At 70.2% G+C, this 21,158-nt stretch carries 20 protein-coding genes; 10 read left to right on the top strand and 10 right to left on the bottom strand.

The window, feature by feature from the left end; all coding sequences use genetic code 11:
• Positions 1-342 precede the first annotated feature (342 nt).
• Positions 343-3,051, bottom strand: coding sequence for a pyruvate, phosphate dikinase (ppdK, locus tag ACFYZ4_RS27755; protein WP_351300357.1), 2,709 nt, complete (start codon positions 3,049-3,051; stop codon positions 343-345).
• A 364-nt stretch (positions 3,052-3,415) separates the two neighbouring features.
• Positions 3,416-4,576, bottom strand: a complete 1,161-nt coding sequence (gene dusB / locus ACFYZ4_RS27750; protein WP_390785119.1) for a tRNA dihydrouridine synthase DusB — start codon at positions 4,574-4,576, stop codon at positions 3,416-3,418.
• A 34-nt stretch (positions 4,577-4,610) separates the two neighbouring features.
• On the opposite strand from dusB, the gene ACFYZ4_RS27745 reads away from it, so the two are divergent.
• Positions 4,611-6,059, top strand: coding sequence for an MFS transporter (locus tag ACFYZ4_RS27745; protein WP_351300351.1), 1,449 nt, complete (start codon positions 4,611-4,613; stop codon positions 6,057-6,059).
• A 72-nt stretch (positions 6,060-6,131) separates the two neighbouring features.
• On the opposite strand, the gene ACFYZ4_RS27740 is transcribed toward ACFYZ4_RS27745, so the two are convergent.
• Complete coding sequence (locus ACFYZ4_RS27740; protein WP_390785118.1) at positions 6,132-6,587, bottom strand: MarR family winged helix-turn-helix transcriptional regulator; 456 nt, start codon at positions 6,585-6,587, stop codon at positions 6,132-6,134.
• Between the two features lie 79 nt (positions 6,588-6,666).
• Here ACFYZ4_RS27740 and ACFYZ4_RS27735 point away from each other — a divergent pair, with 79 nt between their 5' ends.
• The 4 genes from ACFYZ4_RS27735 to ACFYZ4_RS27720 all read left to right on the top strand — a co-directional run bounded on the left by ACFYZ4_RS27735 (position 6,667) and on the right by ACFYZ4_RS27720 (position 9,618).
• Positions 6,667-7,023, top strand: coding sequence for a DoxX family protein (locus ACFYZ4_RS27735; protein WP_384350919.1), 357 nt, complete (start codon positions 6,667-6,669; stop codon positions 7,021-7,023).
• A gap of 54 nt (positions 7,024-7,077) precedes the next feature.
• Positions 7,078-8,139: an aldo/keto reductase gene (locus tag ACFYZ4_RS27730; protein WP_390785117.1), complete on the top strand. Its 1,062-nt coding sequence runs from the start codon at positions 7,078-7,080 to the stop codon at positions 8,137-8,139.
• Between the two features lie 21 nt (positions 8,140-8,160).
• Positions 8,161-8,754 (top strand): TetR family transcriptional regulator, encoded by a 594-nt coding sequence (locus ACFYZ4_RS27725; protein ID WP_351300340.1) that lies wholly within the window; start codon positions 8,161-8,163, stop codon positions 8,752-8,754.
• A gap of 141 nt (positions 8,755-8,895) precedes the next feature.
• Positions 8,896-9,618 (top strand): VC0807 family protein, encoded by a 723-nt coding sequence (locus ACFYZ4_RS27720; RefSeq protein WP_390785116.1) that lies wholly within the window; start codon positions 8,896-8,898, stop codon positions 9,616-9,618.
• A gap of 89 nt (positions 9,619-9,707) precedes the next feature.
• Here ACFYZ4_RS27720 and ACFYZ4_RS27715 read toward each other — a convergent pair whose 3' ends face one another.
• The gene (locus ACFYZ4_RS27715) at positions 9,708-11,090 is read right to left on the bottom strand and encodes a glycine--tRNA ligase (RefSeq protein ID WP_351304111.1); all 1,383 of its coding nucleotides are present in this window, start codon (positions 11,088-11,090) and stop codon (positions 9,708-9,710) included.
• A 155-nt stretch (positions 11,091-11,245) separates the two neighbouring features.
• Between ACFYZ4_RS27715 and ACFYZ4_RS27710 the strand changes: the two genes are divergently transcribed.
• From ACFYZ4_RS27710 to ACFYZ4_RS27695, 4 genes are read left to right on the top strand one after another with little or no spacing between them, the layout of a single operon-like run.
• Complete coding sequence (locus ACFYZ4_RS27710) at positions 11,246-12,256, top strand: metal ABC transporter substrate-binding protein (RefSeq protein ID WP_390785115.1); 1,011 nt, start codon at positions 11,246-11,248, stop codon at positions 12,254-12,256.
• Positions 12,257-12,282: 26 nt separating this feature from the next.
• The gene (locus tag ACFYZ4_RS27705) at positions 12,283-13,074 is read left to right on the top strand and encodes a metal ABC transporter ATP-binding protein (protein ID WP_390785114.1); all 792 of its coding nucleotides are present in this window, start codon (positions 12,283-12,285) and stop codon (positions 13,072-13,074) included.
• Positions 13,074-13,937 carry a metal ABC transporter permease gene (locus ACFYZ4_RS27700; RefSeq protein WP_351304102.1) on the top strand — a complete coding sequence of 288 codons (864 nt, stop codon included), beginning with the start codon at positions 13,074-13,076 and terminating at the stop codon, positions 13,935-13,937. Before ACFYZ4_RS27705 ends, ACFYZ4_RS27700 begins: the two co-directional genes overlap by 1 nt.
• A 51-nt stretch (positions 13,938-13,988) precedes the next feature.
• A complete protein-coding gene (locus ACFYZ4_RS27695) occupies positions 13,989-14,423 on the top strand; it encodes a transcriptional repressor (protein ID WP_351304100.1) in 435 nt (144 codons plus the stop codon).
• A 7-nt stretch (positions 14,424-14,430) separates the two neighbouring features.
• Here ACFYZ4_RS27695 and ACFYZ4_RS27690 read toward each other — a convergent pair whose 3' ends face one another.
• The 5 genes from ACFYZ4_RS27690 to ACFYZ4_RS27670 all read right to left on the bottom strand — a co-directional run bounded on the left by ACFYZ4_RS27690 (position 14,431) and on the right by ACFYZ4_RS27670 (position 19,441).
• Positions 14,431-14,967, bottom strand: a complete 537-nt coding sequence (locus ACFYZ4_RS27690; protein ID WP_351304097.1) for a YcxB family protein — start codon at positions 14,965-14,967, stop codon at positions 14,431-14,433.
• Positions 14,968-15,015: 48 nt separating this feature from the next.
• Positions 15,016-15,834 carry an isoprenyl transferase gene (locus ACFYZ4_RS27685; RefSeq protein WP_351304094.1) on the bottom strand — a complete coding sequence of 273 codons (819 nt, stop codon included), beginning with the start codon at positions 15,832-15,834 and terminating at the stop codon, positions 15,016-15,018.
• An 11-nt stretch (positions 15,835-15,845) separates the two neighbouring features.
• Positions 15,846-16,592 (bottom strand): DNA repair protein RecO, encoded by a 747-nt coding sequence (recO, locus tag ACFYZ4_RS27680; protein ID WP_351304091.1) that lies wholly within the window; start codon positions 16,590-16,592, stop codon positions 15,846-15,848.
• A gap of 97 nt (positions 16,593-16,689) precedes the next feature.
• A complete protein-coding gene (locus ACFYZ4_RS27675; protein WP_390785113.1) occupies positions 16,690-18,291 on the bottom strand; it encodes a nucleobase:cation symporter-2 family protein in 1,602 nt (533 codons plus the stop codon).
• A 568-nt stretch (positions 18,292-18,859) separates the two neighbouring features.
• Entirely contained in the window at positions 18,860-19,441 is a 582-nt protein-coding gene (locus tag ACFYZ4_RS27670) for a TetR/AcrR family transcriptional regulator (protein WP_390785112.1), read from the bottom strand.
• A 55-nt stretch (positions 19,442-19,496) separates the two neighbouring features.
• Here ACFYZ4_RS27670 and ACFYZ4_RS27665 point away from each other — a divergent pair, with 55 nt between their 5' ends.
• Positions 19,497-20,354: an alpha/beta fold hydrolase gene (locus ACFYZ4_RS27665; protein WP_390785111.1), complete on the top strand. Its 858-nt coding sequence runs from the start codon at positions 19,497-19,499 to the stop codon at positions 20,352-20,354.
• Here ACFYZ4_RS27665 and ACFYZ4_RS27660 read toward each other — a convergent pair.
• Positions 20,351-21,046 carry a TerB family tellurite resistance protein gene (locus tag ACFYZ4_RS27660; protein ID WP_390785110.1) on the bottom strand — a complete coding sequence of 232 codons (696 nt, stop codon included), beginning with the start codon at positions 21,044-21,046 and terminating at the stop codon, positions 20,351-20,353. The genes ACFYZ4_RS27665 and ACFYZ4_RS27660 overlap by 4 nt on opposite strands.
• Positions 21,047-21,158 lie beyond the last annotated feature (112 nt).

Raw genomic sequence — 21,158 nt, 5'->3', positions numbered from 1 at the left:
GCATGCCGTCACACGTTGTCACCACGCCCTTTCGGCCACAGTTGAAACCCCTTTCGGCAGGGGCGTGACAACCGAAATCCTGTACTCCGCCGGGCACACTCCGATGCGACCGAAACGCTCCGCGAAGGCCGTGGGGGGCTTTGCGGGGCCTGGCGGTCGGTCGCACCGGGAAGCGCCGACGTGCCCGGCAGAATGACAGCGGCGGTGGACGGGTGGGGATCCGTCCACCGCCTGCTGGCGTAAAGATTTGTTGAACAACGGAAATAGGCGCGCCCGCCACCGGGCAGTCAGGGAACCCGGGGGCAGGCGCGGTCTATGGGAGCCCTTGGCAGGGCCGGTGGGTCAGCGGCTGTCGCTGCCCTTCGCCTCGGCGGCCGCACGACCGGCCTCCAGGCGCGCCACCGGAATCCGGAAGGGCGAGCAGGAGACGTAGTCGAGGCCGACCTCGTGGAAGAAGTGGACGGACTCGGGGTCGCCGCCGTGCTCACCGCAGACGCCGAGCTTGAGGTCGGGGCGGGTGGCCCGGCCCTGCTCGACCGCGCTGCGGACCAGCGCGCCGACGCCGTCCTTGTCGATGGTCTCGAAGGGCGAGACCCCGAAGATGCCCTTCTCCAGGTACGCGGTGAAGAAGCTGGCCTCGACGTCGTCGCGGGAGAAGCCCCACACCGTCTGGGTCAGGTCGTTCGTGCCGAAGGAGAAGAACTGCGCGGCCTCGGCGATCTGGGCGGCGGTCAGCGCGGCGCGCGGCAGCTCGATCATGGTGCCGATGGACAGCTTGAGGCTGGTGCCGGTGGCGGCCTCGACCTCGGCGATGACCTGGTCGGCCTCCTCGCGGACGATCTCCAGCTCCTGGACCGTGCCCACGAGCGGGACCATGATCTCGGCGCGCGGGTCGCCCTTGGCGTTCTTGCGCTCGGCCGCGGCCTCGGCGATCGCCCGGACCTGCATCTTGAACAGGCCGGGGATGACCAGGCCGAGGCGGACGCCGCGCAGACCCAGCATCGGGTTCTGCTCGTGCAGCTTGTGCACGGCCTGGAGCAGGCGCAGGTCGTTCTCGTTGGCGTCCTGGCGGGACTCGGCGAGGGCGACGCGCACCGACAGCTCGGTGATGTCGGGCAGGAACTCGTGCAGCGGCGGGTCGAGCAGGCGGACGGTGACGGGCAGGCCGTCCATCGCCTCGAACAGCTCGACGAAGTCCTTCTTCTGCAGCGGCAGGAGGGCACTGAGTGCCTCCTCGCGCTCGCCGTCGGTGTCCGCGAGGATCAGTCGCTCCACCAGTTCGCGGCGCTCGCCGAGGAACATGTGCTCGGTGCGGCACAGGCCGATGCCCTGGGCGCCGAAGCGGCGGGCGCGCAGCGCGTCCTCGGCGTTGTCGGCGTTGGCGCGCACCCGCAGGCGGCGGACGCGGTCCGCGTAGGCCATGATCCGGTGCACGGCGGCGACGAGCTCGTCGGCGTCGTCGGCGCCGGCGTGCATGCGGCCCTCGAAGTACTCGACGACCGGGGACGGTACGACGGGTACCTCACCCAGGTACACCTTGCCGGTGGAGCCGTCGATGGAGACGACGTCGCCCTCTTCGATGACCGTCTCGCCGACCGTCATGCGGCGGCGCTTGGTGTCGACGTCGAGCTCCTCGGCGCCGCAGACACAGGTCTTGCCCATGCCGCGGGCGACGACGGCGGCGTGCGAGGTCTTGCCGCCGCGCGAGGTCAGGATGCCCTCGGAGGCGATCATGCCGTCCAGGTCGTCCGGGTTGGTCTCGCGGCGGATCAGGATGACCTTCTCGCCCGAGCGGGACCACTTGACGGCCGTGTAGGAGTCGAAGACGGCCTTGCCGACGGCCGCGCCCGGGGAGGCGGCGATGCCGCGGCCGAGCAGGGTCGTCTTCGCACCCTCGTCGAAGCGCGGGAACATCAGCTGCGCCAGCTGGTGACCGGTGACGCGCTGGAGGGCCTCGGCCTCGTCGATCAGGCCCTGGTCCACGAGCTGGGTGGCGATGCGGAAGGCGGCGCCGGCGGTGCGCTTGCCGACACGCGTCTGGAGCATCCACAGCTGGCCGCGCTCGATGGTGAACTCGATGTCGCAGAGATCCTTGTAGTGGTTCTCCAGCGTCGTCATGATCGTCATGAGCTGGTCGTACGAGGCCTTGTCGATGGCCTCCAGGTCCGCGAGCGGCACGGTGTTGCGGATGCCCGCGACGACGTCCTCGCCCTGGGCGTTCTGGAGGTAGTCGCCGTAGACGCCCGCGTGGCCGCTGGCGGGGTCGCGGGTGAAGGCGACGCCGGTGCCGGAGTCGGGGCCCAGGTTGCCGAAGACCATGGAGCAGATGTTGACCGCGGTGCCCAGGTCGCTCGGGATGCGCTCCTGGCGGCGGTAGAGCTTGGCGCGGTCGGTGTTCCACGAGTTGAAGACGGCCTCGACGGCGAGGTCCATCTGCTCGCGGGCGTCCTGCGGGAACTCGCGGCCGGCTTCCTTCGCCACGATCTTCTTGAAGTGCTTGACCAGCTTCTTCAGGTCGGCGGCGTCGAGGTCGGTGTCGACGGTGACCTTCTTGGCGGCCTTGGCCTCGTCGAGGGCGTCCTCGAAGAGCTCGCCCTCGACGCCGAGGACGGTCTTGCCGAACATCTGGATGAGGCGGCGGTACGAGTCCCACGCGAAGCGCTCGTCACCGGCCTGGGAGGCAAGGCCGGTCACGGACTCGTCGGAGAGACCGATGTTCAGGACGGTGTCCATCATGCCGGGCATCGAGAACTTGGCGCCGGAGCGGACGGAGACCAGCAGCGGGTCGTCCGACTGTCCGAGCTTCTTGCCCATCTTCGCCTCGAGGGCCGCAAGGTGGGCGCTGACCTCTTCGCGCAGCGCGGCCGGGGCCGTGCCGCTGTCGAGGTAGACCTTGCAGGCCTCGGTGGTGATGGTGAAGCCGGGAGGGACCGGCAGACCCAGGTTGGTCATCTCGGCGAGGTTGGCTCCCTTGCCGCCGAGAAGGTCCTTGAGGTCGCGGTTGCCCTCGGTGAAGTCGTAGACGAACTTCTGATCTTTGTTTTCCGACACGGGTCTCGACTCCTCGAGGCTCGGTGGCTGCCCTGACGGCCAGGAACATACCCAGATCGAAGGCTTCTGGGTACGTCCACTTGGTCGTCATGCGGCTGTAACCACCCGTGCGCCAGCAGATCGAAAGTAACTCATGGGTAATCAGAAAGTACGAACAGCGTTCACCTCTCGAAGGAGGAGGGGGCTTCTGGGGCGTAATCACGCTCGGATGAGCGATCATCGATCCATTTGCCTTCAAGAGTTGAACGCACAAAGGGTGGCACCCAGTGCCACCCTTTGAAAGTCTTACCCGTGACTTTATTGCTCATCTGAGCGAAACCCTTCCCATGCGTGGCGTATATCACGCGCCACGGAGGGCGATTTGTCAGCCTCCGGAGGTGTCCAGTTCAGCGTCCTCGCTCACACCCGCGCAGTCGTACGGGTCCTTCAGCCAGCCGTCGGGCAGGACAACTCGGTTGTTTCCGGACGTCCGACCGCGCGGGCCGTCCGCACTCTCGGGCCATGCCTGGTCCAGGTCCAGCTCGCTCAGATGAGCGTCCAGCTCGGCCAGGGAAGAGGTGACCGCGAGCTTCTGGCGCATCTCGGACCCGACCGAGAAGCCCTTCAGGTACCAGGCCACGTGCTTACGGAAGTCGATCACCCCGCGCGCCTCGTCCCCGATCCACTCCCCCAGCAGCTGCGCGTGCCGGTGCATGGTGGCCGCGACCTCGCGCAGCACCGGCTTGTGGAAGTCCTCGGGGCGGCCCTCGAAGGCCGCCACCAGGTCGTTGAACAGCCACGGCCGCCCCAGGCAGCCGCGGCCCACGACCACGCCGTCACAGCCGGTCTCGCGGAACATGCGCAGGGCGTCCTCGGCGCACCAGATGTCGCCGTTGCCGAGCACGGGGATCTCCGGCACGTGCTCCTTGAGCCGCGCGATGGCGTCCCAGTCGGCGGTGCCGCCGTAGTGCTGGGCCGTGGTCCGACCGTGCAGGGCTATCGCGGTGACCCCTTCCTCGACGGCGATGCGGCCGGCGTCGAGGTAGGTGAGGTGGTCGTCGTTGATGCCCTTGCGCATCTTCATGGTGACCGGCAGGTCGCCGGCGCCGGCGACGGCCTCGCGGAGGATCGCGCGGAGCAGGTTGCGCTTGTACGGGAGCGCCGAGCCGCCACCCTTGCGGGTGACCTTGGGGACCGGGCAGCCGAAGTTGAGGTCGATGTGGTCGGCGCGGTCCTCTTCGACGATCATCCGGACGGCCTTGCCGACCGTCGCCGGATCGACCCCGTACAGCTGAATCGAACGGGGCTTCTCGGTCTCGTCGAAGTGGATCAGCTGCATGGTCTTCTCGTTGCGCTCGACCAGGGCGCGGGTCGTGATCATCTCGCTCACGAACAGCCCCTTGCCGCCCGAGAACTCGCGGCAGAGGGTACGGAACGGGGCATTCGTGATGCCGGCCATGGGCGCGAGCACCACCGGGGGCTGCACGGTGTGCGGGCCGATCGCGAGAGGCGGAGGGAGCGTGGTCATCCGCCCATTGTCCCGCATGCCGAGGGGGTGTGGCGGACGTAGCATCGGCGGCATGATCGAGCCGAGTCCCCGGCAGCGCATGCTCGTCCTGGCGATCTGCTGCATGAGCCTGCTGATCGTCAGCCTCGACAACACCGTGCTCAACGTCGCGCTGCCGTCGATGCGCCGAGAACTCGACGCCTCGGTCGCGGGGCTGCAGTGGACCATCGACGCGTACACCCTGGTCCTGGCCTCGCTGCTGATGCTCGCGGGCTCCACGGCCGACCGGATCGGCCGCCGCAAGGTGTTCGTCGCCGGCCTGCTGGCCTTCGGCCTGGGCTCCCTGCTGTGCTCGCTCGCCCCCAGCCTCGGCTGGCTCATCGTCTTCCGGATGGTGCAGGCGATCGGCGGCGCGATGCTCAACCCGGTGGCGATGTCGATCATCACCAACACCTTCACCGATCCGGCCGAGCGGGCCCGGGCCATCGGCGTGTGGGGCGCGGTCGGTGGCATCTCCATGGCCGCGGGGCCCCTGATCGGCGGAGTGCTGGTGGACTCCGTGGGCTGGCGCTCGATCTTCCTGATCAACCTGCCGATCGGTCTGGCGGCGCTCGTGCTGACCCTGCGCCACATCCCCGAGTCCCGGGCGGCCCGGCCGCGGCGCCCGGACCCGGTGGGCCAGGTGCTGGTCATCGCCCTGCTCGGCAGTCTGACGTACGGGATCATCGAGGCCCCGGCCGCCGGCTGGCGCTCGCCGCTGATCATGGGGTGCGCGGTGGTGGCCGTGGCCTCGCTCGTGGGGCTGCTGGTCTACGAGCCCCGGCGCGAGGAGCCGCTGATCGACCTCCGGTTCTTCCGGAGCGCGCCCTTCAGCGGGTCGACCGTGATCGCGATCAGCGCCTTCGCCGGTCTGGCCGGCTTCCTCTTCCTGAACACGCTGTACCTCCAGGACGTACGGGGGCTCAGCGCCCTGCACGCCGGGCTCTACATGCTGCCGATGGCGGCCCTGACCGTCCTCTTCGCGCCGCTCGCGGGGCGGCTGGTGGGCAGCCGGGGGCCACGGATCTGCCTGCTGATCGCGGGTGTGGCGATGGCGTCGAGCGGGCTGCTGTTCGCCCTGTTCGAGGCCGAGACCTCCAACCCGCTCCTGTTCACCGGGTACGTGCTGTTCGGGCTCGGCTTCGGCATGGTGAACGCGCCGATCACCAATACGGCGGTGTCCGGGATGCCGCGTTCCCAGGCGGGCGTCGCGGCCGCCATCGCCTCCACCAGCCGCCAGACCGGCGGCACGCTGGGCGTCGCGGTCATCGGCTCGGTCCTGGCGGCCGGGCTGGCCGGCGGCTCCGACTTCTCCGGGGCGGCCCAGCCGGCCTGGTGGATCATCACGCTGTGCGGACTGGCGGTGCTGGTCGTGGGCGCGGTGACGAGCGGCAGCTGGGCGCGGGCGACGGCGGAGCGGACGGCCCGCACCCTGGCGGAGCCCGTCAGTCCGTCCGCGACGGCGGGTTCGCCGCGCGCCTGACTGCGCGCCTGACCGCCGGCGCGGCCGGGCGCCTGAGCACCCGCCCGGCCGCGCGCCCGGCCGGGGCGGCGGCTACTCGCCGCACTCGAAGTCCCCGGCCGAGGTGTTGACCCGGTCGAGGAGGCCGCGCAGGAGGGCGCACTCCTGCTCCGACAGTCCTGCGAACATGCCGCCTTCGACCTCGTCGAGGGCGGCGTTCGTCTTGTGCAGGGCGGCCTCCCCGGCGGCGGTGATGGCCACGTTGTGACGGCGCCGGTCGGCCGGGTCCCGGCGACGTTCGGCCAGGCCGTCGCCCTCCAGGTCGTTCAGGATCCCGACGAGCACGCTCGGGTCCACCTCCAGCCGCTCGGCGAGCGCCCGCTGGCTGATGGGGCCGCCCTCCAGGTGCATCAGCGTCATCGCGTGCCGCGGGGTGAGCCCGGCGGCGCTGAGCGCCCGCTTCATCCGGGTCTGGGTGACCGATCCGTGCCAGGCGAGCAGCAGGCCCAGCCGCTGCGGGGGGTGCGATCCGTCCTGATCTGCCGTCATGGTCCACATCGTAGCAATCGAGAAATGATTGCATTGGACATATCGTTGATGCTATTCAATGATTCAACACCATCGACTGTTGGAGACCTTTATGTTCATCGCCTACGCCGTCGTCGGCGGCCTGCTCGCCCTCGTCCTCACCGCCTCCGCCACCTTCACCCTGCAGCGCAACGACCAGATCGTGGCGAGCATGCAGAAGGTCCGGGTCCCGGACGCGTGGCTGCCACGGCTGGCCACCCTCAAGGCCGCCGGGGCGATCGGCCTGGTCGCCGGCCTGTGGGTGACACCGCTCGGCGTGGCCGCCGCGATCGGCGTGACCCTCTACTTCATCGGCGCGGTCATCAGCCACCTGCGCGTCAAGGACTACGACCTCGCACCGGCGGCCGTCCTCGCCGTGGTCGCGGCGGCGGCCCTGGCCCTGCGGATCCTCGCCTGACACTGACGAGTGACAGATGTTGAAATCTGTCATCCGTCATGTCATTCTCGTTCCATGACGAAGAACGAGAACGTTCAGACGACCGCCCGAACGACCACCCGGACGACCACCACCCTCGGCAGCACCGGCCCCTCCGTCTTCCCGCTGGGGCTGGGCTGCATGGGGATGTCCGCCCTCTACGGCGAGGCCGACCGCGCCGAGTCCCTCGCGACCATCCACGCCGCCCTGGACGCGGGCATCACGCTGCTCGACACCGGCGACTTCTACGGCATGGGCCACAACGAGCTGCTGATCAACGAAGCCCTGCGCACGGCGCCCGCCGCGGCCCGCGAGCAGGCGCTGACCAGCGTCAAGTTCGGCGCGCTGCGCACGGTCGAGGGCGGCTTCACCGGCTATGACGGGCGGCCCGCGGCCGTCAGGAACTTCCTGGCCTACTCGCTCCAGCGGCTCGGCCGGGACCACATCGACATCTACCGGATCGCCCGCGTGGACCCGGACGTGCCGATCGAGGAGACGGTCGGGGCCATCGCCGAGGCGGTCCAGGCCGGGCACGTGCGCCACATCGGCCTGTCCGAGGTCGGCGCGGACACCATGCGCCGGGCCGCCGCCGTGGCCCCGATCTCCGACCTCCAGATCGAGTACTCGCTGATCTCCCGCGGCATCGAGCAGGAGATCCTGCCGACCGCCCGCGAGCTCGGGATCGGGATCACGGCGTACGGAGTGCTGTCCCGCGGCCTGATCAGCGGCCACTTCACCCGCGACCGCTCGCTGGCCCCGGGCGACTTCCGCGGCATGAGCCCCCGGTTCCAGGGCGACAACCTCGACCGGAACCTCGACCTGGTCGAGGCCCTGCGCAAGGTCGCCGAGGACAAGGGGGTCAGCGTCGCCCAGACCGCGATCGCCTGGGTGCTCGCCCAGGGCCCCCGGCAGGGCGTGGACCTCGTACCGCTGGTGGGCGCCCGGCGCCGGGACCGGCTCGCCGAGGCACTGGGTGCCATGGACATCACGTTCAGCGCCGCGGACCTCGCCGCCATCGAGGAGGCCGTGCCCGCCGGTGCGGCGGCCGGCGAGAGGTACCCGGAGGCCCAGATGGCCCACCTCGACAGTGAGCACTGAGCTGACGGTACGGTCGTACCCATGTCCCCCGCTGCCGCCGAGCCCCTGACCCCCGAGCGCATCCTCGAGACCACCGAGGAGGTGCTGCGCCGCTTCGGCCCCACCAAGGCGACCGTGGTGGACGTGGCGCGCGCCCTCGGTGTCAGCCACGGCAGCGTGTACCGGCACTTCCCGTCGAAGGCGGCGCTGCGCGAGGCCGTCACGGACCGCTGGCTCGCCAAGAGCGTGGTCATGCTGGAGGAGATCACCTCGGCACCCACCGGGAGCGCCCCCACCAAGCTGGAGGCGTGGCTCGGGGCCCTCTTCGAGGCCAAGCGGCACAAGGCGGGCGCGGATCCGGAGCTGTTCGCGACCTACACGGTGCTGCTCGCCGAGAACAGCGGCGTGGTGGACGCGCATCTGGTCGAGCTGATCGACCAGCTGGCCCGGATCATCGCGGAGGGCGTCGCCGCCGGGACGCTCGCCGCCGAGGACGTGCCGGCCGCCGCCCGGGCGGTCTTCGACGCCACCGGCCGCTTCCACGACCCGCAGTACGCGGCCGACTGGCTCTCGCCCACGATCTTCACGGAGTTCGAGGCGGTCACCACGCTGGTCATCCGGGGTCTGCGCGCCTGACCCGGGCCGGCGGGGCCTGTCCGGAATCTGTCGGTCCGGAGAACTTGATGATCATTTTGGGCGCCCTTGTCTTGTCCCTGCCATTCCCCCGTCCCTACGGTCCCCCTACCGCACTCCATCAGGCTCGTTCCAGGGGGAACCTTGTCCACCCACGTCGCCCGACCCGCACCTCCCGCCCGCTCGGGGGCCGCGACCGCCATCGGCTGGATCCTGACCATCGGCCTCAACGTGGTCGCGCCGATCATCACCTACAACACGCTCGTGGACGACCACGGCTGGAGCGAGTTCTCGGCGCTGCTCCTCAGCAGCGCCTGGCCCCTGCTCGACAGCGCCATCAGCGTGGCCTGGCACCGCAAGCTCGACGAATTCGCCCTGGTCACCATCGTGTTCATCGTGATCACCGCCGGGGTCTCGCTCGTCGGTGACCCCTCGGCGCGGGCCCTGCTGGTCAAGGACTCCGCCGTGACCGGGCTGTTCGGGCTGCTCTGCCTGTCCACCCTGCTGGCGAAGCGCCCGTTGATGTTCTACTTTGGCCGCAAGTTCGCCACCGACGGCACGCCCGAGAGCACGGCCTGGTGGAACGGCCTGTGGCAGTACGAGGGCTTCCGGACCACGATGACCCGGATGACCCTGGTCTGGGGCGTCGCCTACGTCATCGAGGCCGTCGTCCGCATCATCCTGGCGTACACGCTGAGCACCAAGACCATGGTGACCCTCAGCCCGATCATGATCTACGCGGTGCTCGGCGCCCTGGGCGTGTGGACCGCCCTGTACGGCAAGCGCTCCCAGGCGGAGGGCGAGCGCCGCGCCGCCGAGGCGGCCGAAGCCGAGGCGGCCGGGGCGGCCGGGGGCTCCGCGGCCTGACCTACCGCGCAAGACGAAAGACCGGTGGCCCCGGTGCGCTCCTCGCGCACCGGGGCCACCGGTCTTCGTGCGTCCTGGCCGGACAGGGCCTAGCAGCCGAGCAGGCGGCTGCCGAGGTAGGTCTGGATCTGGTCCAGGGAGACGCGCTCCTGCTTCATGGTGTCGCGCTCGCGCACGGTCACCGCGTTGTCGTCCAGGGTGTCGAAGTCGACGGTGACGCAGAACGGCGTACCGATCTCGTCCTGGCGGCGGTAGCGGCGGCCGATGGCGCCCGCGTCGTCGAACTCGATGTTCCAGAACTTGCGCAGGTCCGCGGCGAGGCCCTTGGCCTTCGGCGACAGCTGCGCGTTGCGGGACAGCGGCAGGACGGCGACCTTGATCGGGGCCAGGCGCGGGTCGAGGCGCATCACGGTGCGCTTCTCCATGACGCCCTTGGCGTTCGGGGCCTCGTCCTCGACGTACGCGTCGAGCATGAAGGCGAGCATGGCGCGGTTGACACCGGCCGCCGGCTCGATGACGTACGGGGTGTACTTCTCCTTCGTCTCCTGGTCGAAGTACACGAGGTCCTGGCCGGAGGCGGCGGAGTGGGCCTTGAGGTCGAAGTCGGTGCGGTTGGCGACGCCTTCGAGCTCGGAGAACTCGTTGCCACCGAAGTTGAAGCGGTACTCGATGTCAGCGGTGCGCTTCGAGTAGTGGGACAGCTTCTCCTTCGGGTGGTCGTACCAGCGGATGTTCTCCTCGCGGATGCCGAGGTCGCGGTACCAGTTCCACCGCTCCTGCATCCAGTACTCCTGCCACTGCTCGTCCTCGCCCGGCTTGACGAAGAACTCCATCTCCATCTGCTCGAACTCGCGCGTGCGGAAGATGAAGTTGCCGGGGGTGATCTCGTTGCGGAAGGACTTGCCCATCTGCGCGATGCCGAACGGGGGCTTCTTGCGCGAGGTGGTCTGCACGGTGGCGAAGTTGGTGAAGATGCCCTGGGCGGTCTCGGGGCGCAGGTACGCCTTGGAGCCGGTGTCCTGGGTCGGGCCGAGGTGCGTCTCCAGCATGCCGGAGAACTGCTTGGGCTCGGTGAACTGGCCCTTCACACCGCAATGGGGGCAGTTGATGTCGGCGAGGCCGTTGGCGGGCAGGCGGCCGTGCTTGGCCTCGTACGCCTCTTCAAGGTGGTCCGCGCGGTGGCGCTTGTGACAGGCGGTGCACTCGGTCAGCGGGTCCGAGAAGGTCGCAACGTGGCCGGAGGCCACCCAGACCTCGGGGGCCAGGATCACGGACGAGTCGATGCCGACGATGTCCTCACGCCCGGTGACCATCGCCTTCCACCACTGGCGCTTGATGTTCTCCTTGAGCTCGACACCCAGCGGGCCGTAATCCCAGGCGGCCTTGGAGCCGCCGTAGATCTCACTGCACGGGAAAACGAAGCCACGGCGCTTGCTCAGGCTGACGATGGTGTCGATCTTGTCGGCGGCCACGGTGCTCTCTTCATTACGAGGACGAACGGCGAAGCCTTTAGGTTACCGGCGCCCGCACCCCCCCTTTCAAATCGGATCCCCCTCCACGCCTGCCCGCCCGGCCTCCCCACCAGGGTTTTTGACAATCGTTTCCATTTTTGATGAAAATGGATGTCATGAACGTACGACGCCTCATACCCACCGCCGCCCTCGCCGGAGCCGTCGCCCTCGGCGCCACGGCCCTCACCGCCTGCTCCGGAGCCGCCGCCACCGGCAGCAAGGACGGCAAGCTCGGCGTGACGGCGTCGTTCTACCCGATGCAGTTCCTCGCCGAGCAGATCGGCAAGGACCACGTGAAGGTCGACGGCCTGACCAAGCCGGGCGTCGAACCGCACGACCTGGAGATCACCCCGCGGCAGACCGCGCAGCTCGGCGAGGCCGACGTGATCCTCTACCTCAAGAGCCTGCAGCCCGCCGTCGACAAGGCCGTCGCCCAGTCCGGCGTGAAGAACGTCGTCGACGCCGCGACCCTCACCAAGCTGGAGTCCCACGCCTCCTCCGACCACGACCACGGCAGTGAGCCGGGCCACGGCGAGGAGGGCCACGCCCACCAGGACGGCGACGAGCACGCCGGCGAGGCCGAGGGCCACAGCCACGGCGAGGGCGGCACGGACCCCCACGTCTGGCTCGACCCCGCCAAGTACGCGGAGATCGCCAAGGGCGTCGGCGCCGCCCTGGAGAAGGCCGACCCCGACCACGCGGCGGACTACCGGAAGAACACCGACGAGCTGGTCGGCAAACTGACCGCGCTGGACACGGAGTTCAAGGACGGCCTGAAGAACACGGCCTCCAGGACCTTCATCACCACCCACTCCGCCTTCGGCTACCTCGCCGAGCGCTACGGCCTGGACCAGGAGGGCATCTCCGGCGTCGACCCCGAGTCCGAGCCGAGCCCGGCCCGGATGAAGGAGCTCCAGGAGGTCGCGAAGAAGGACAATGTCTCCACCGTGTTCTTCGAGACCCTGGCCAGCGACAAGACCGCCAAGGTCCTCGCGGCGGACACCGGTCTGAAGACCGACGTCCTCGACCCGCTCGAGGGAATCAGCGACAAGTCCCAGGGCGCTGACTACTTCGAGGTCATGCGGTCCAACCTGAAGAACCTCCAGAAGGCACTCGGTAGCAAGTAATGGCAGCAGCAACGGAGGCGCGAGCCATGCAGTCCACGCCCCGCCCGGCGGACGACCAGCCCGTCATATCCCTGCGCGGGGCCACGGCCTCGCTCGGCTCGCGCCCCGTGCTGCGCGGGATCGACCTCACCGTCCACCGCGGGGAGGTCGTCGCCCTGCTCGGCGCCAACGGCTCCGGCAAGTCCACGGCCGTCCGCGCCGTGGTCGGCCAGGTCCCGCTGACCGACGGCTCCCTCAGCCTCTTCGGCACGGACTTCAAGCGCTTCCGCGACTGGTCGCGCATCGGGTACGTCCCGCAGCGCACCACCGCCGCCGGCGGCGTCCCGGCCACCGTCCGCGAGGTCGTCTCCTCCGGCCGGCTCGCCCGCTCCTGCTTCGGACTCCTGCGCAAGGCCGACCGGGCCGCCATAGCGCACGCCCTGGCCCTGGTCGGCATGGACGGGCACGCCGACGTCTCGGTGGACGCCCTCTCCGGCGGCCAGCACCAGCGCGTCCTCATAGCCCGGGCACTCGCCGTCGAACCCGAACTGCTGATCATGGACGAGCCGATGGCGGGCGTGGACCTCGCCAACCAGGAGGTCCTGGCGAGCGCCCTGCGCACGCAGGTCGCCGCCGGCTCCACCGTCCTGCTCGTCCTGCACGAGCTGGGCCCGCTGGAGCCCCTGATCGACCGCGCCGTCGTCCTGCGCGACGGCTGCGTCGTCCACGACGGGCCGCCCCCGGAGGCCGTGGGCCAGCACGCCCTGCCCGGCCACGACCACGTACACCCCCACGCGGCGCACGACGCCGAGCCCCTGCGGACGGGACTGCTGAGCTGATGGACATCCTCGATTACGCCTTCATGCAGCGAGCGCTGATCGCGGCCGCCCTGGTCGGCATCACGGCCCCCGCCATCGGCACGTACCTCGTCCAGCGCCGCCAGGCGCTCATGGGCGACGGCCTCGGCCACGTCGCCATGACCGGCGTCGCCCTCGGCCTGGTGCTCCACACCAGCCCGGTCTGGATGGCCACCCTCGTCTCCGTCCTCGGCGCCGTCGGCATGGAGCTGATCCGCGCCCGCGGCAGGACCAGCGGGGACGTCGCCCTCGCCATGCTCTTCTACGGCGGCCTCGCCGGCGGCGTCATGATCATCAACCTCGGCGGTGGCCAGACGGCCAGTCTCCTGGGCTCCATGTTCGGCTCGATCACCACGGTCGCCGCCGAGGACGTGACCGCGATGGCGATCCTCGCCGCGTTCGTCCTCGCCGTCGCCATCGGCCTGCGCCGCCAGCTCTTCGCCGTCTGCCAGGACGAGGAGTTCGCCCGCGTCACGGGTCTGCCCGTGCGCGCGCTGAACCTGCTGATCGCGGTCACCGCGGCGGTCACCGTCACCGTCGCCATGCGCATCGTCGGCCTGCTGCTGGTCAGCGCGATGCTGGTGATCCCGGTCGCGGCCGCCCAGCGGCTCACCCGCAGCTTCGCCACCACGCTGGGCCTGGCCATGGCCATCAGCGTGACCGTGTCCCTGACCGGCACGGCGGCCACCTACTACATGGACGTGCCCTCGGGCGCGACGATCGTCCTGCTGGCCATCGGCGTCTTCATGGTGCTGACGGCCCTGTCCGCCCCCCTGGCCCGGCGCCGGGCGAAGGCGGCCCGCGCCGCCGAAGAGGTGTGCACGCGGGACGACGTAAAGGTCTAGAGTCCTCGGCCGCCTGGCACAATGGCGGCAGGCCGATACGAGGAGGAACCGGTGGCGACTGCGCCTGGCGAGATGAATACCGCGCCAGTACGAGGGCGATCCACCCGGCAGCGGGCGGCCGTGGCGGCTGCGCTGGACGAGGTGGACGAGTTCCGCAGCGCCCAGGAACTCCACGACATGCTCAAGCACCGTGGCGATTCCGTGGGCCTGACCACCGTCTACCGCACCCTCCAGTCGCTCGCGGACGCCGGTGAGGTCGACGTCCTGCGCACCAGCGACGGCGAGTCCGTCTACCGCCGCTGCTCCACCGGCGATCACCATCACCACCTGGTCTGCCGCAAGTGCGGCAAGGCGGTCGAGGTGGAGGGCCCGGCCGTGGAGAAGTGGGCGGAGTCCATCGCGGCCGAGCACGGCTACGTGAACGTGGCCCACACCGTGGAGATCTTCGGCACCTGCGCCGACTGCGCCGCCGCCCTCCAGCCCTGACCCGGCGCTAGAGCCTGCGCAGGTTCCGGTCCAGGATCGCGCGCAGGCGGTCGACGTCGGCGGGCTCCTCGGCGCCCCGCTTCGGCACCGCCGCGAGGCAGCTCGCGCGCGGGCCGCCGACCAGGACGAAGAGGTCCGGCGTCTCGGCGTAGTCCGTGAAGAGCTTCCAGTCGACCGTGTACGACATGGTCTCGCCCGTGGTCGCGGCGCCCTGGTCGTCGACCACCGTGCGGCACTGCCCGTACGGCTCCCACACCGCGTGAAGCCGACGCGCCATGCCGCGTCGGCTCCGTGCGACTCCGAGGAGTCCGGCACCGAGTCCCAGCACCGCGCTGACCACGACGACGGCCGGCAGCAGCCCGCGGACCAGCCCGAACCCCGCCACGAGGGCAGTGGTCACCAGCGGGGTCAGCAGCGTCTCCGCACGCCCCGCCCCCGTCCGCCGGGCACGCGCCCGGACCACGCCCTGAAGGTCGGCGAGCGTCAGCCGGTAGACGAAGGCGGCCTGCTCGGTTCGCTGTGCATGATCCTCACCCGTGTTCATGACAGCGGACCCTACCGGCGGCGCGGAGCCCGGCGATCACGCGCCCCGTCAGGCGGAGCCCTCGGGCTGGTTCGGGACGGCGCCGCCGAAGCGGCGGTCGCGCTGCGCGTACTCCAGGCAGGCCGCCCACAGGTTGCGGCGGTCGAAGTCCGGCCACAGGACGTCCTGGAAGACCATCTCGGCGTACGCGCTCTGCCAGAGCAGGTAGTTGGAGGTGCGCTGCTCCCCGCTCGGGCGCAGGAACAGGTCCACGTCCGGCATGTCCGGGTAGTACATGTACTTCGCGAAGGTCTTCTCGTTGACCTTCGACGGGTCGAGCCTGCCGGCCGCGACATCGCGGGCGATCGCCTGCGCCGCGTCGGCGATCTCGGCGCGGCCGCCGTAGTTCACGCAGAAGTACAGGGTCATCGCGTCGTTGTCGACGGTCTGCTCCTGGGCGATCTGGAGCTCCTGGACGACCGACTTCCACATCTTCGGCATGCGGCCGACCCAGCGGATGCGGATGCCCAGCTCGTTCATCTCGTCGCGGCGGCGCCGGATGACGTCACGGTTGAAGTTCATCAGGAAGCGGACCTCGTCGGGCGAGCGCTTCCAGTTCTCCGTCGAGAAGGCGTACAGGGAGAGGTTCTTGACGCCCATCTCCAGGCAGCCCTTGAGCACGTCGAGCACGACGCCCTCGCCGACCTTGTGGCCCTCGGTGCGCGGCAGGCCGCGCTCCTTGGCCCAGCGGCCGTTGCCGTCCATGACGACCGCGACGTGGTTGGGGACCAGCTCGCCGGGGATCTTCGGCGGGACCGCGCCGGACGGGTGCGGCTCGGGAACCTTGTACTCGCGGCGAGAGCGCCCCAGAATCCCGCGTCGTGCCATGTGCCCAGCTCCTATTTCTCGACGTATCGCAGGGAGCGTAGCCCGCGCTCCAGATGCCAGTGCAAATAGGCGGAGACCAGCCCGCTGCCCTCCCGCACGTGACGCGCCTCGCACGCGTCGGCATGCCCCCAGTCGCCCGTCAGCAGGGCGCTGAGCAGGGCGATGGCCTCAGACGAGGGTACGACGCTGCCGGGCACCCGGCAGTCCCCGCATATCACTCCGCCCGCGGCGACGGAGAAGTGCCGGTTGGGGCCGTGGATCCCGCACTTCGCGCAGTCGCCGAAGCTGGGCGCGTAGCCGTTGACGGCGAGGGAGCGCAGCAGGAAGGCGTCGAGGATGAGGTTCGGTTCGTGTTCGCCGCGCGAGAGCGTGCGCAGGGCGCCGACGAGCAGCAGGTACTGCTGTACGGAGGGCTCGCCCTCGTTCTCGGTGAACCGCTCGGCGGTCTCCAGCATGGCGGTGCCGGCGGTGTAGCGGGCGTAGTCGGTGACGATGCCGTTGCCGTACGGGGCGATGATCTGGGTCTGGGTGCAGAGCGGCAGGCTGCGGCCGATCAGTTCGCTGCCGCGGGCGAAGAACTGCACGTCGGCGTGGGAGAAAGGTTCCAGCCCGGCGCCGAACTTGGACTTCGTACGCCGGACCCCGCGGGCGACGGCCCGCACGCGGCCGTGGCCCCGGGTCAGCAGCGTGATGATGCGGTCCGCCTCACCCAGCTTCTGGGTGCGCAGCACGATGCCGTCGTCGCGGAACAGACTCATGCGCCCATTGTCGCCTGTGCGGGCGGCCGCTCGGGGACAGCGGTGGCCCCTCGTCCGGACCCGGGTCCGGACGAGGGGCCACCACCCCTTGGGAGGATCAGCCGGCGGAGGACGTCTCGCTGTCTTCCGCCTTCTCGGCGCCGGCCGCCTTCTCGGCGCCGGCCGCCTTCTCGGCGCCGGCCGCCTTCTCGGCGCCGGCCGCCTTCTCGGTGCCGGCCGCCTTCTCGGCGCCGGCCGGGGCGGCCACCGGCTGGGCGGGCAGCTCGGCCTTGGCGGCGTCGGGGGCGGGGGCGTCGGGGGCCGGGGCTGCGGGGGCGGGGGTGCCGGGGGTGTCGTGGGCGCCGTCCTTGGCCAGGCCGTTGAAGATCAGGTTGAGGACGATGGCGGACGTGGCACCGAGGGTGACACCGCTGTTGAGGAGCGAGGACAGGTCCGCGTCCATGTGCTTGGTGAAGAAGACCGGGACGGTCGCGGGGAGCAGGGCGAAGGCGAGGGAGACGCCGACGATCAGCGCGTTCTTCTCCTCCTTGAGGTCCACCTTGGCCAGGGTCTGGATGCCGGCCAGGGCGACCATGGCGAACATGACGGTCGCGGCGCCGCCGAGGACTCCGTGCGGGACGGCGGCGACGATCGCGGCGGCCTTGGGCAGCAGACCCAGGATGATCATGAACACACCGGCGGCGACGACCACGAACCGGCTCTTCACCTTCGTCATCCGCACCAGGCCGACGTTCTCGGCGAAGGCGACGTACGGGAAGGAGTTGAGGACGCCGCCGAGGGCGGTCGCGGCGCCGTCGGCACGCAGGGCGCGGGCCACGGTCTCGCTGTCGACCTCCTTGCCCACGATGTCGCCGACGGCGTAGGTGTCGCCGGTCGTCTCGACCATGGTGATCAGCATGACGATGAGCATCAGGACGATTGGGAACCACTCGAACTTCGGGACGCCGAAGTGGAACGGGGTGCTGACACCGACCCAGTCGGAGTTGCTCACGTCGCCGAACTTCGCGTCCCCGAGGAGGAAGGCGACGGTGGTGCCGACGACCAGGCCCAGGAGGATCGAGATGCTGGAGAGGAACGGCTTGCCGATCTTCATCAGCACGAGGATGAAGAGCATCGTGCCGCCGGCGTAGGCGAAGTTCTTCGGGTCGCCGAAGTCGGGGCTGCCGAGGCCGCCGGCCGCGTCGTTGAGGCCGACCGGGATCAGGACGATGCCCAGCACCGTGATCACCGTGCCGGTGACGACCGGCGGGAACAGCCGCATGACCGCCCGGAACGCCTTGGCCGGCAGCCAGGCGAAGGCGAAGGTCGCGATGCCGGCGGTGATGACCGCGCCGTAGATGACCAGCAGGGCGGCGGTTCCGCCGCCCGCGCCGAGGCCGATGGCGATCATCGGGGACACGGCGGTGAAGGTCACGCCCTGGATCAGCGGCAGTCGGGCGCCGATCCGGCCGATGCCCCAGGCCTGGATGATCGACGCGATGCCGCAGGTGAAGAGGTCCGCGTTGATCAGGTAGACCAGCTGTTCAGGGCTCAGCTTCAGCGCGTTGCCGACGATGATCGGGACGATCACCGCACCGGCGTAGAAGGCGAGTACGTGCTGGAAGCCGTACAGCGCGAGCTTGGGGAGGGGGAGCACCTCGTCGACCGGGTGCGTGTTCTGCTTTCCGTCTTCGGAAAGCCGGGCGGCGACACGTGCCATCTCTGCCTTGCCCTTCAAAAGGTAGGTAACTGAGAGGAATCTGGTTATCCCTGGCCGGAGTGGGTCGCTATCCCGTTTTCCGCCAGGGTTGTCAGTACGTTCACGTGAATCGAAGCCCGCCTGTGTTACCGGCCGCGTCTCCCCGTGTGACCGGAATTGAACGCCTGTGGGGCCGCTCACAGATATCGGCGACTTCTACAAAGTGTTGAGGCTTGGCGATCTTCACTTTGGAGGGTTCTCCCATGGCGCACAGCCCCTCGGCGGAGTAAGGCCAGATTCCACTGAGATGTCCGTTCCTGCTGCGCGACTGCGAATCCCACCCGCGGCGACCAGCCGGCACAAGGTTCACACCCTTGCGTGGCGCAAACCTGAGCGCATGATTCCGGCCACCGGATGGGGTGATGCACCGAGCGCGGAGGGTACGACTCCACCGATGGCACGAGCGCCGGCGGACCGCGGTTCACGTGCGCGAGGCCGGATCGTTACCTGAATTCGCCGTAGTTCGTACGCATTCCGGTATGACTTGTACGTTTTCCGGGACGTGTGCCCCTCGCGAGAGGGGAAGGGGTCAATTCCGGAGCGCCGCCGACACGATCGCGGCCGCCGCCGAGGCCGCCGTGAGCACCGGTTCCGGGGACCGGTTCGCGCGGCCGAGCATGAAGGCCCCTTCCAGGAGGGCGATCACCGAGGTGGCCGTGGCCCGCGCGGGGCCGATGCCCCGGGAGGCGTAGGACCCGGCCAGGGCGTCGATCCAGGAGGCGAACACCTCCGCCGTGGCCCGCCGCAGCCCCTCGTGCGTACTGGCCACCTCCAGCGCGACCGTGGCGATGGGGCACGGGTCCGCGAAGTCCAGCGACTCCAGGGTCGCGGCCGCGCCCAGGAAGGCCTCGCGGGTGGCCTCGACGGGATCGGCGCCCGCGCCCCCGTCGAACAGCTCCCCGATCAGGGCCAGGTAGGCCGCCCCCGAGGTGCGGACGACCTCCTCCCCCAACTGGGCCTTGCCGCCCGGGAAGAAGTGGTACGCGGATCCGTACGGGGCCTCGGCCGTCGCCACGATCTGCTTCATGCCGGTGGCCGCGTAGCCCTGGCGCCGGAACAGCTCGGTCGCCGCGGTCAGGATGCGGGCTCTGGTATCGCCTGTCGTCGTCATCGCGACTAGCCTCTCACTAGATCGGTCTATCTACTACCTGTCCAGTGGGGGACGCATGCCTGTCATCGAACTCACCTCGGGCGTCATCGACTACACCGACGCCGGCCCGGACCCGGACCCGGCACGCCAGACCGTCGTCCTCGTCCACGGGCTCGGCTTCGACGAGTCCCTCTGGGAGCCCGTCGTGGCGGACCTGCGCGCGGACTTCCGCGTCGTCGTGCCCGTCCTGCCCCTCGGCAGCCACCGCCGCGCCATGCGCCCCGGCGCCGACCTGTCCGCCCACGGGATCGCCGCCCTGCTCGCCGAGTTCATGGACCGCCTCGACCTGCGGGCGGTCACTCTCGTCCAGAACGACGCCGGCACCGCGCAGCTCCTCGTCGGCGACCACGACGAGCGCATCGGCCGCCTGGTCCTCACCTCCTGCGAGGCCCTCGACAACTACCCGCCGGGCCTCCAGGGCCGCACCCTCCAGGCCGCCTCACGCGTCCCGGGCGGGATCTTCCTGCTCCTGCAGTCCTTCCGGTCGCCCTTCCTCGCCGGCCTGCAGAGCTCACTGGGCGGCATGGCCAAGCGGCCGATCCCGTACGAGCTCGTCCGCCGCTGGTACCGCCCGCTGCTGACCGACCCCGCCGTCCGCCGCGACTTCACCGCGTTCCTGCGCAGCACCCGCAAGGACACGTACCTGCGGGCCGCCGAGCGGCTGCGCGCCTTCGACCGTCCGGCCCTCGTCGCCTGGGGCGCGGAGGACCGCATGATGCCGCCCGAGACCGGCCGCCGGCTCGCCGGGCTGCTGCCGCACGGCCGGTACGAGGAGATCCCCGACGCCCGCACGCTGATCCCGCTCGACAACCCGGCGGGCCTCTGCGCGGCCCTGCGCCGTTTCATCGCGCAGACGCCCCCGGACAGGGCTTAGGGGGCGCGTACCGCCGACAGCAGGCGCGCCACCTCGTCCGCGTCGATGCGCAGCGCCGCGCCGACGGTGGCGAGCACCTCGCGCTCCGCCGGGATGTACGGGCCGTCCGCGAGCGCGATACGGGCGCCCTGCAGCAGGATCGACTCGCGGCCCGGGCCCGCCAGGTGCGGGGCCAGCGGCTCCAGGGCCTCGTGGAGCTCTATCGACAGCGCGGCCCCGCAGCACTCCGGGACGTCGTACAGCCCGAGCCGCCCCTCGTCGGTGGAGAGCGCTTCCACGAGGGACTCCAGCTGTTCCTCGGTGCAGTCCGGGAAGCCCGCGGCCCGTACGGCGCCCACCGCGGCCTCCAGCGCGCTGCGCGAGGCCGTCCCGCCCGCGGTCAGCACGGCCAGCGCGACGGTGTGCACGGCGTCGCGCAGCAGCGCCGTGAAGCGGGTGGTGGTGAGGTGGTCCAGGACGTCGGTGCCGAAGCGGGCGCGGCAGCCCTGGCACTCGACGATGGGCCCCTCCTTGCCGCGCGGCAGCACGGGCACCCCGACGACGGTGAACCGGCGTCGCCCGGTGCGCCTGCGGTAGTTGCGGTCTCCACCGCAGGCGGGGCAGAAGAACTCCCCGTCGCCCACGGTGCTCCAGGTGGTACGGATGCCCCAGACCGTCAGCTTCCGGCCGTCCCCACCCCGAACTGGCAGCACGTCGCACCTCCGTAACTCCCCCGTCGCCCTGCGGGCACGGAAGGGACCACCACGGCAGCATCGCCGGGTTGGCGTGATGTTAGCCACATCGGTGAGGATGCGTCAGTCGTGT

Source organism: Streptomyces sp. NPDC001513, assembly GCF_042894695.1.
Lineage (GTDB): Bacteria > Actinomycetota > Actinomycetes > Streptomycetales > Streptomycetaceae > Streptomyces.
Note: the sequence above shows the minus strand (reverse complement) of the source record. Positions and strands in the feature narration are given on the sequence as shown.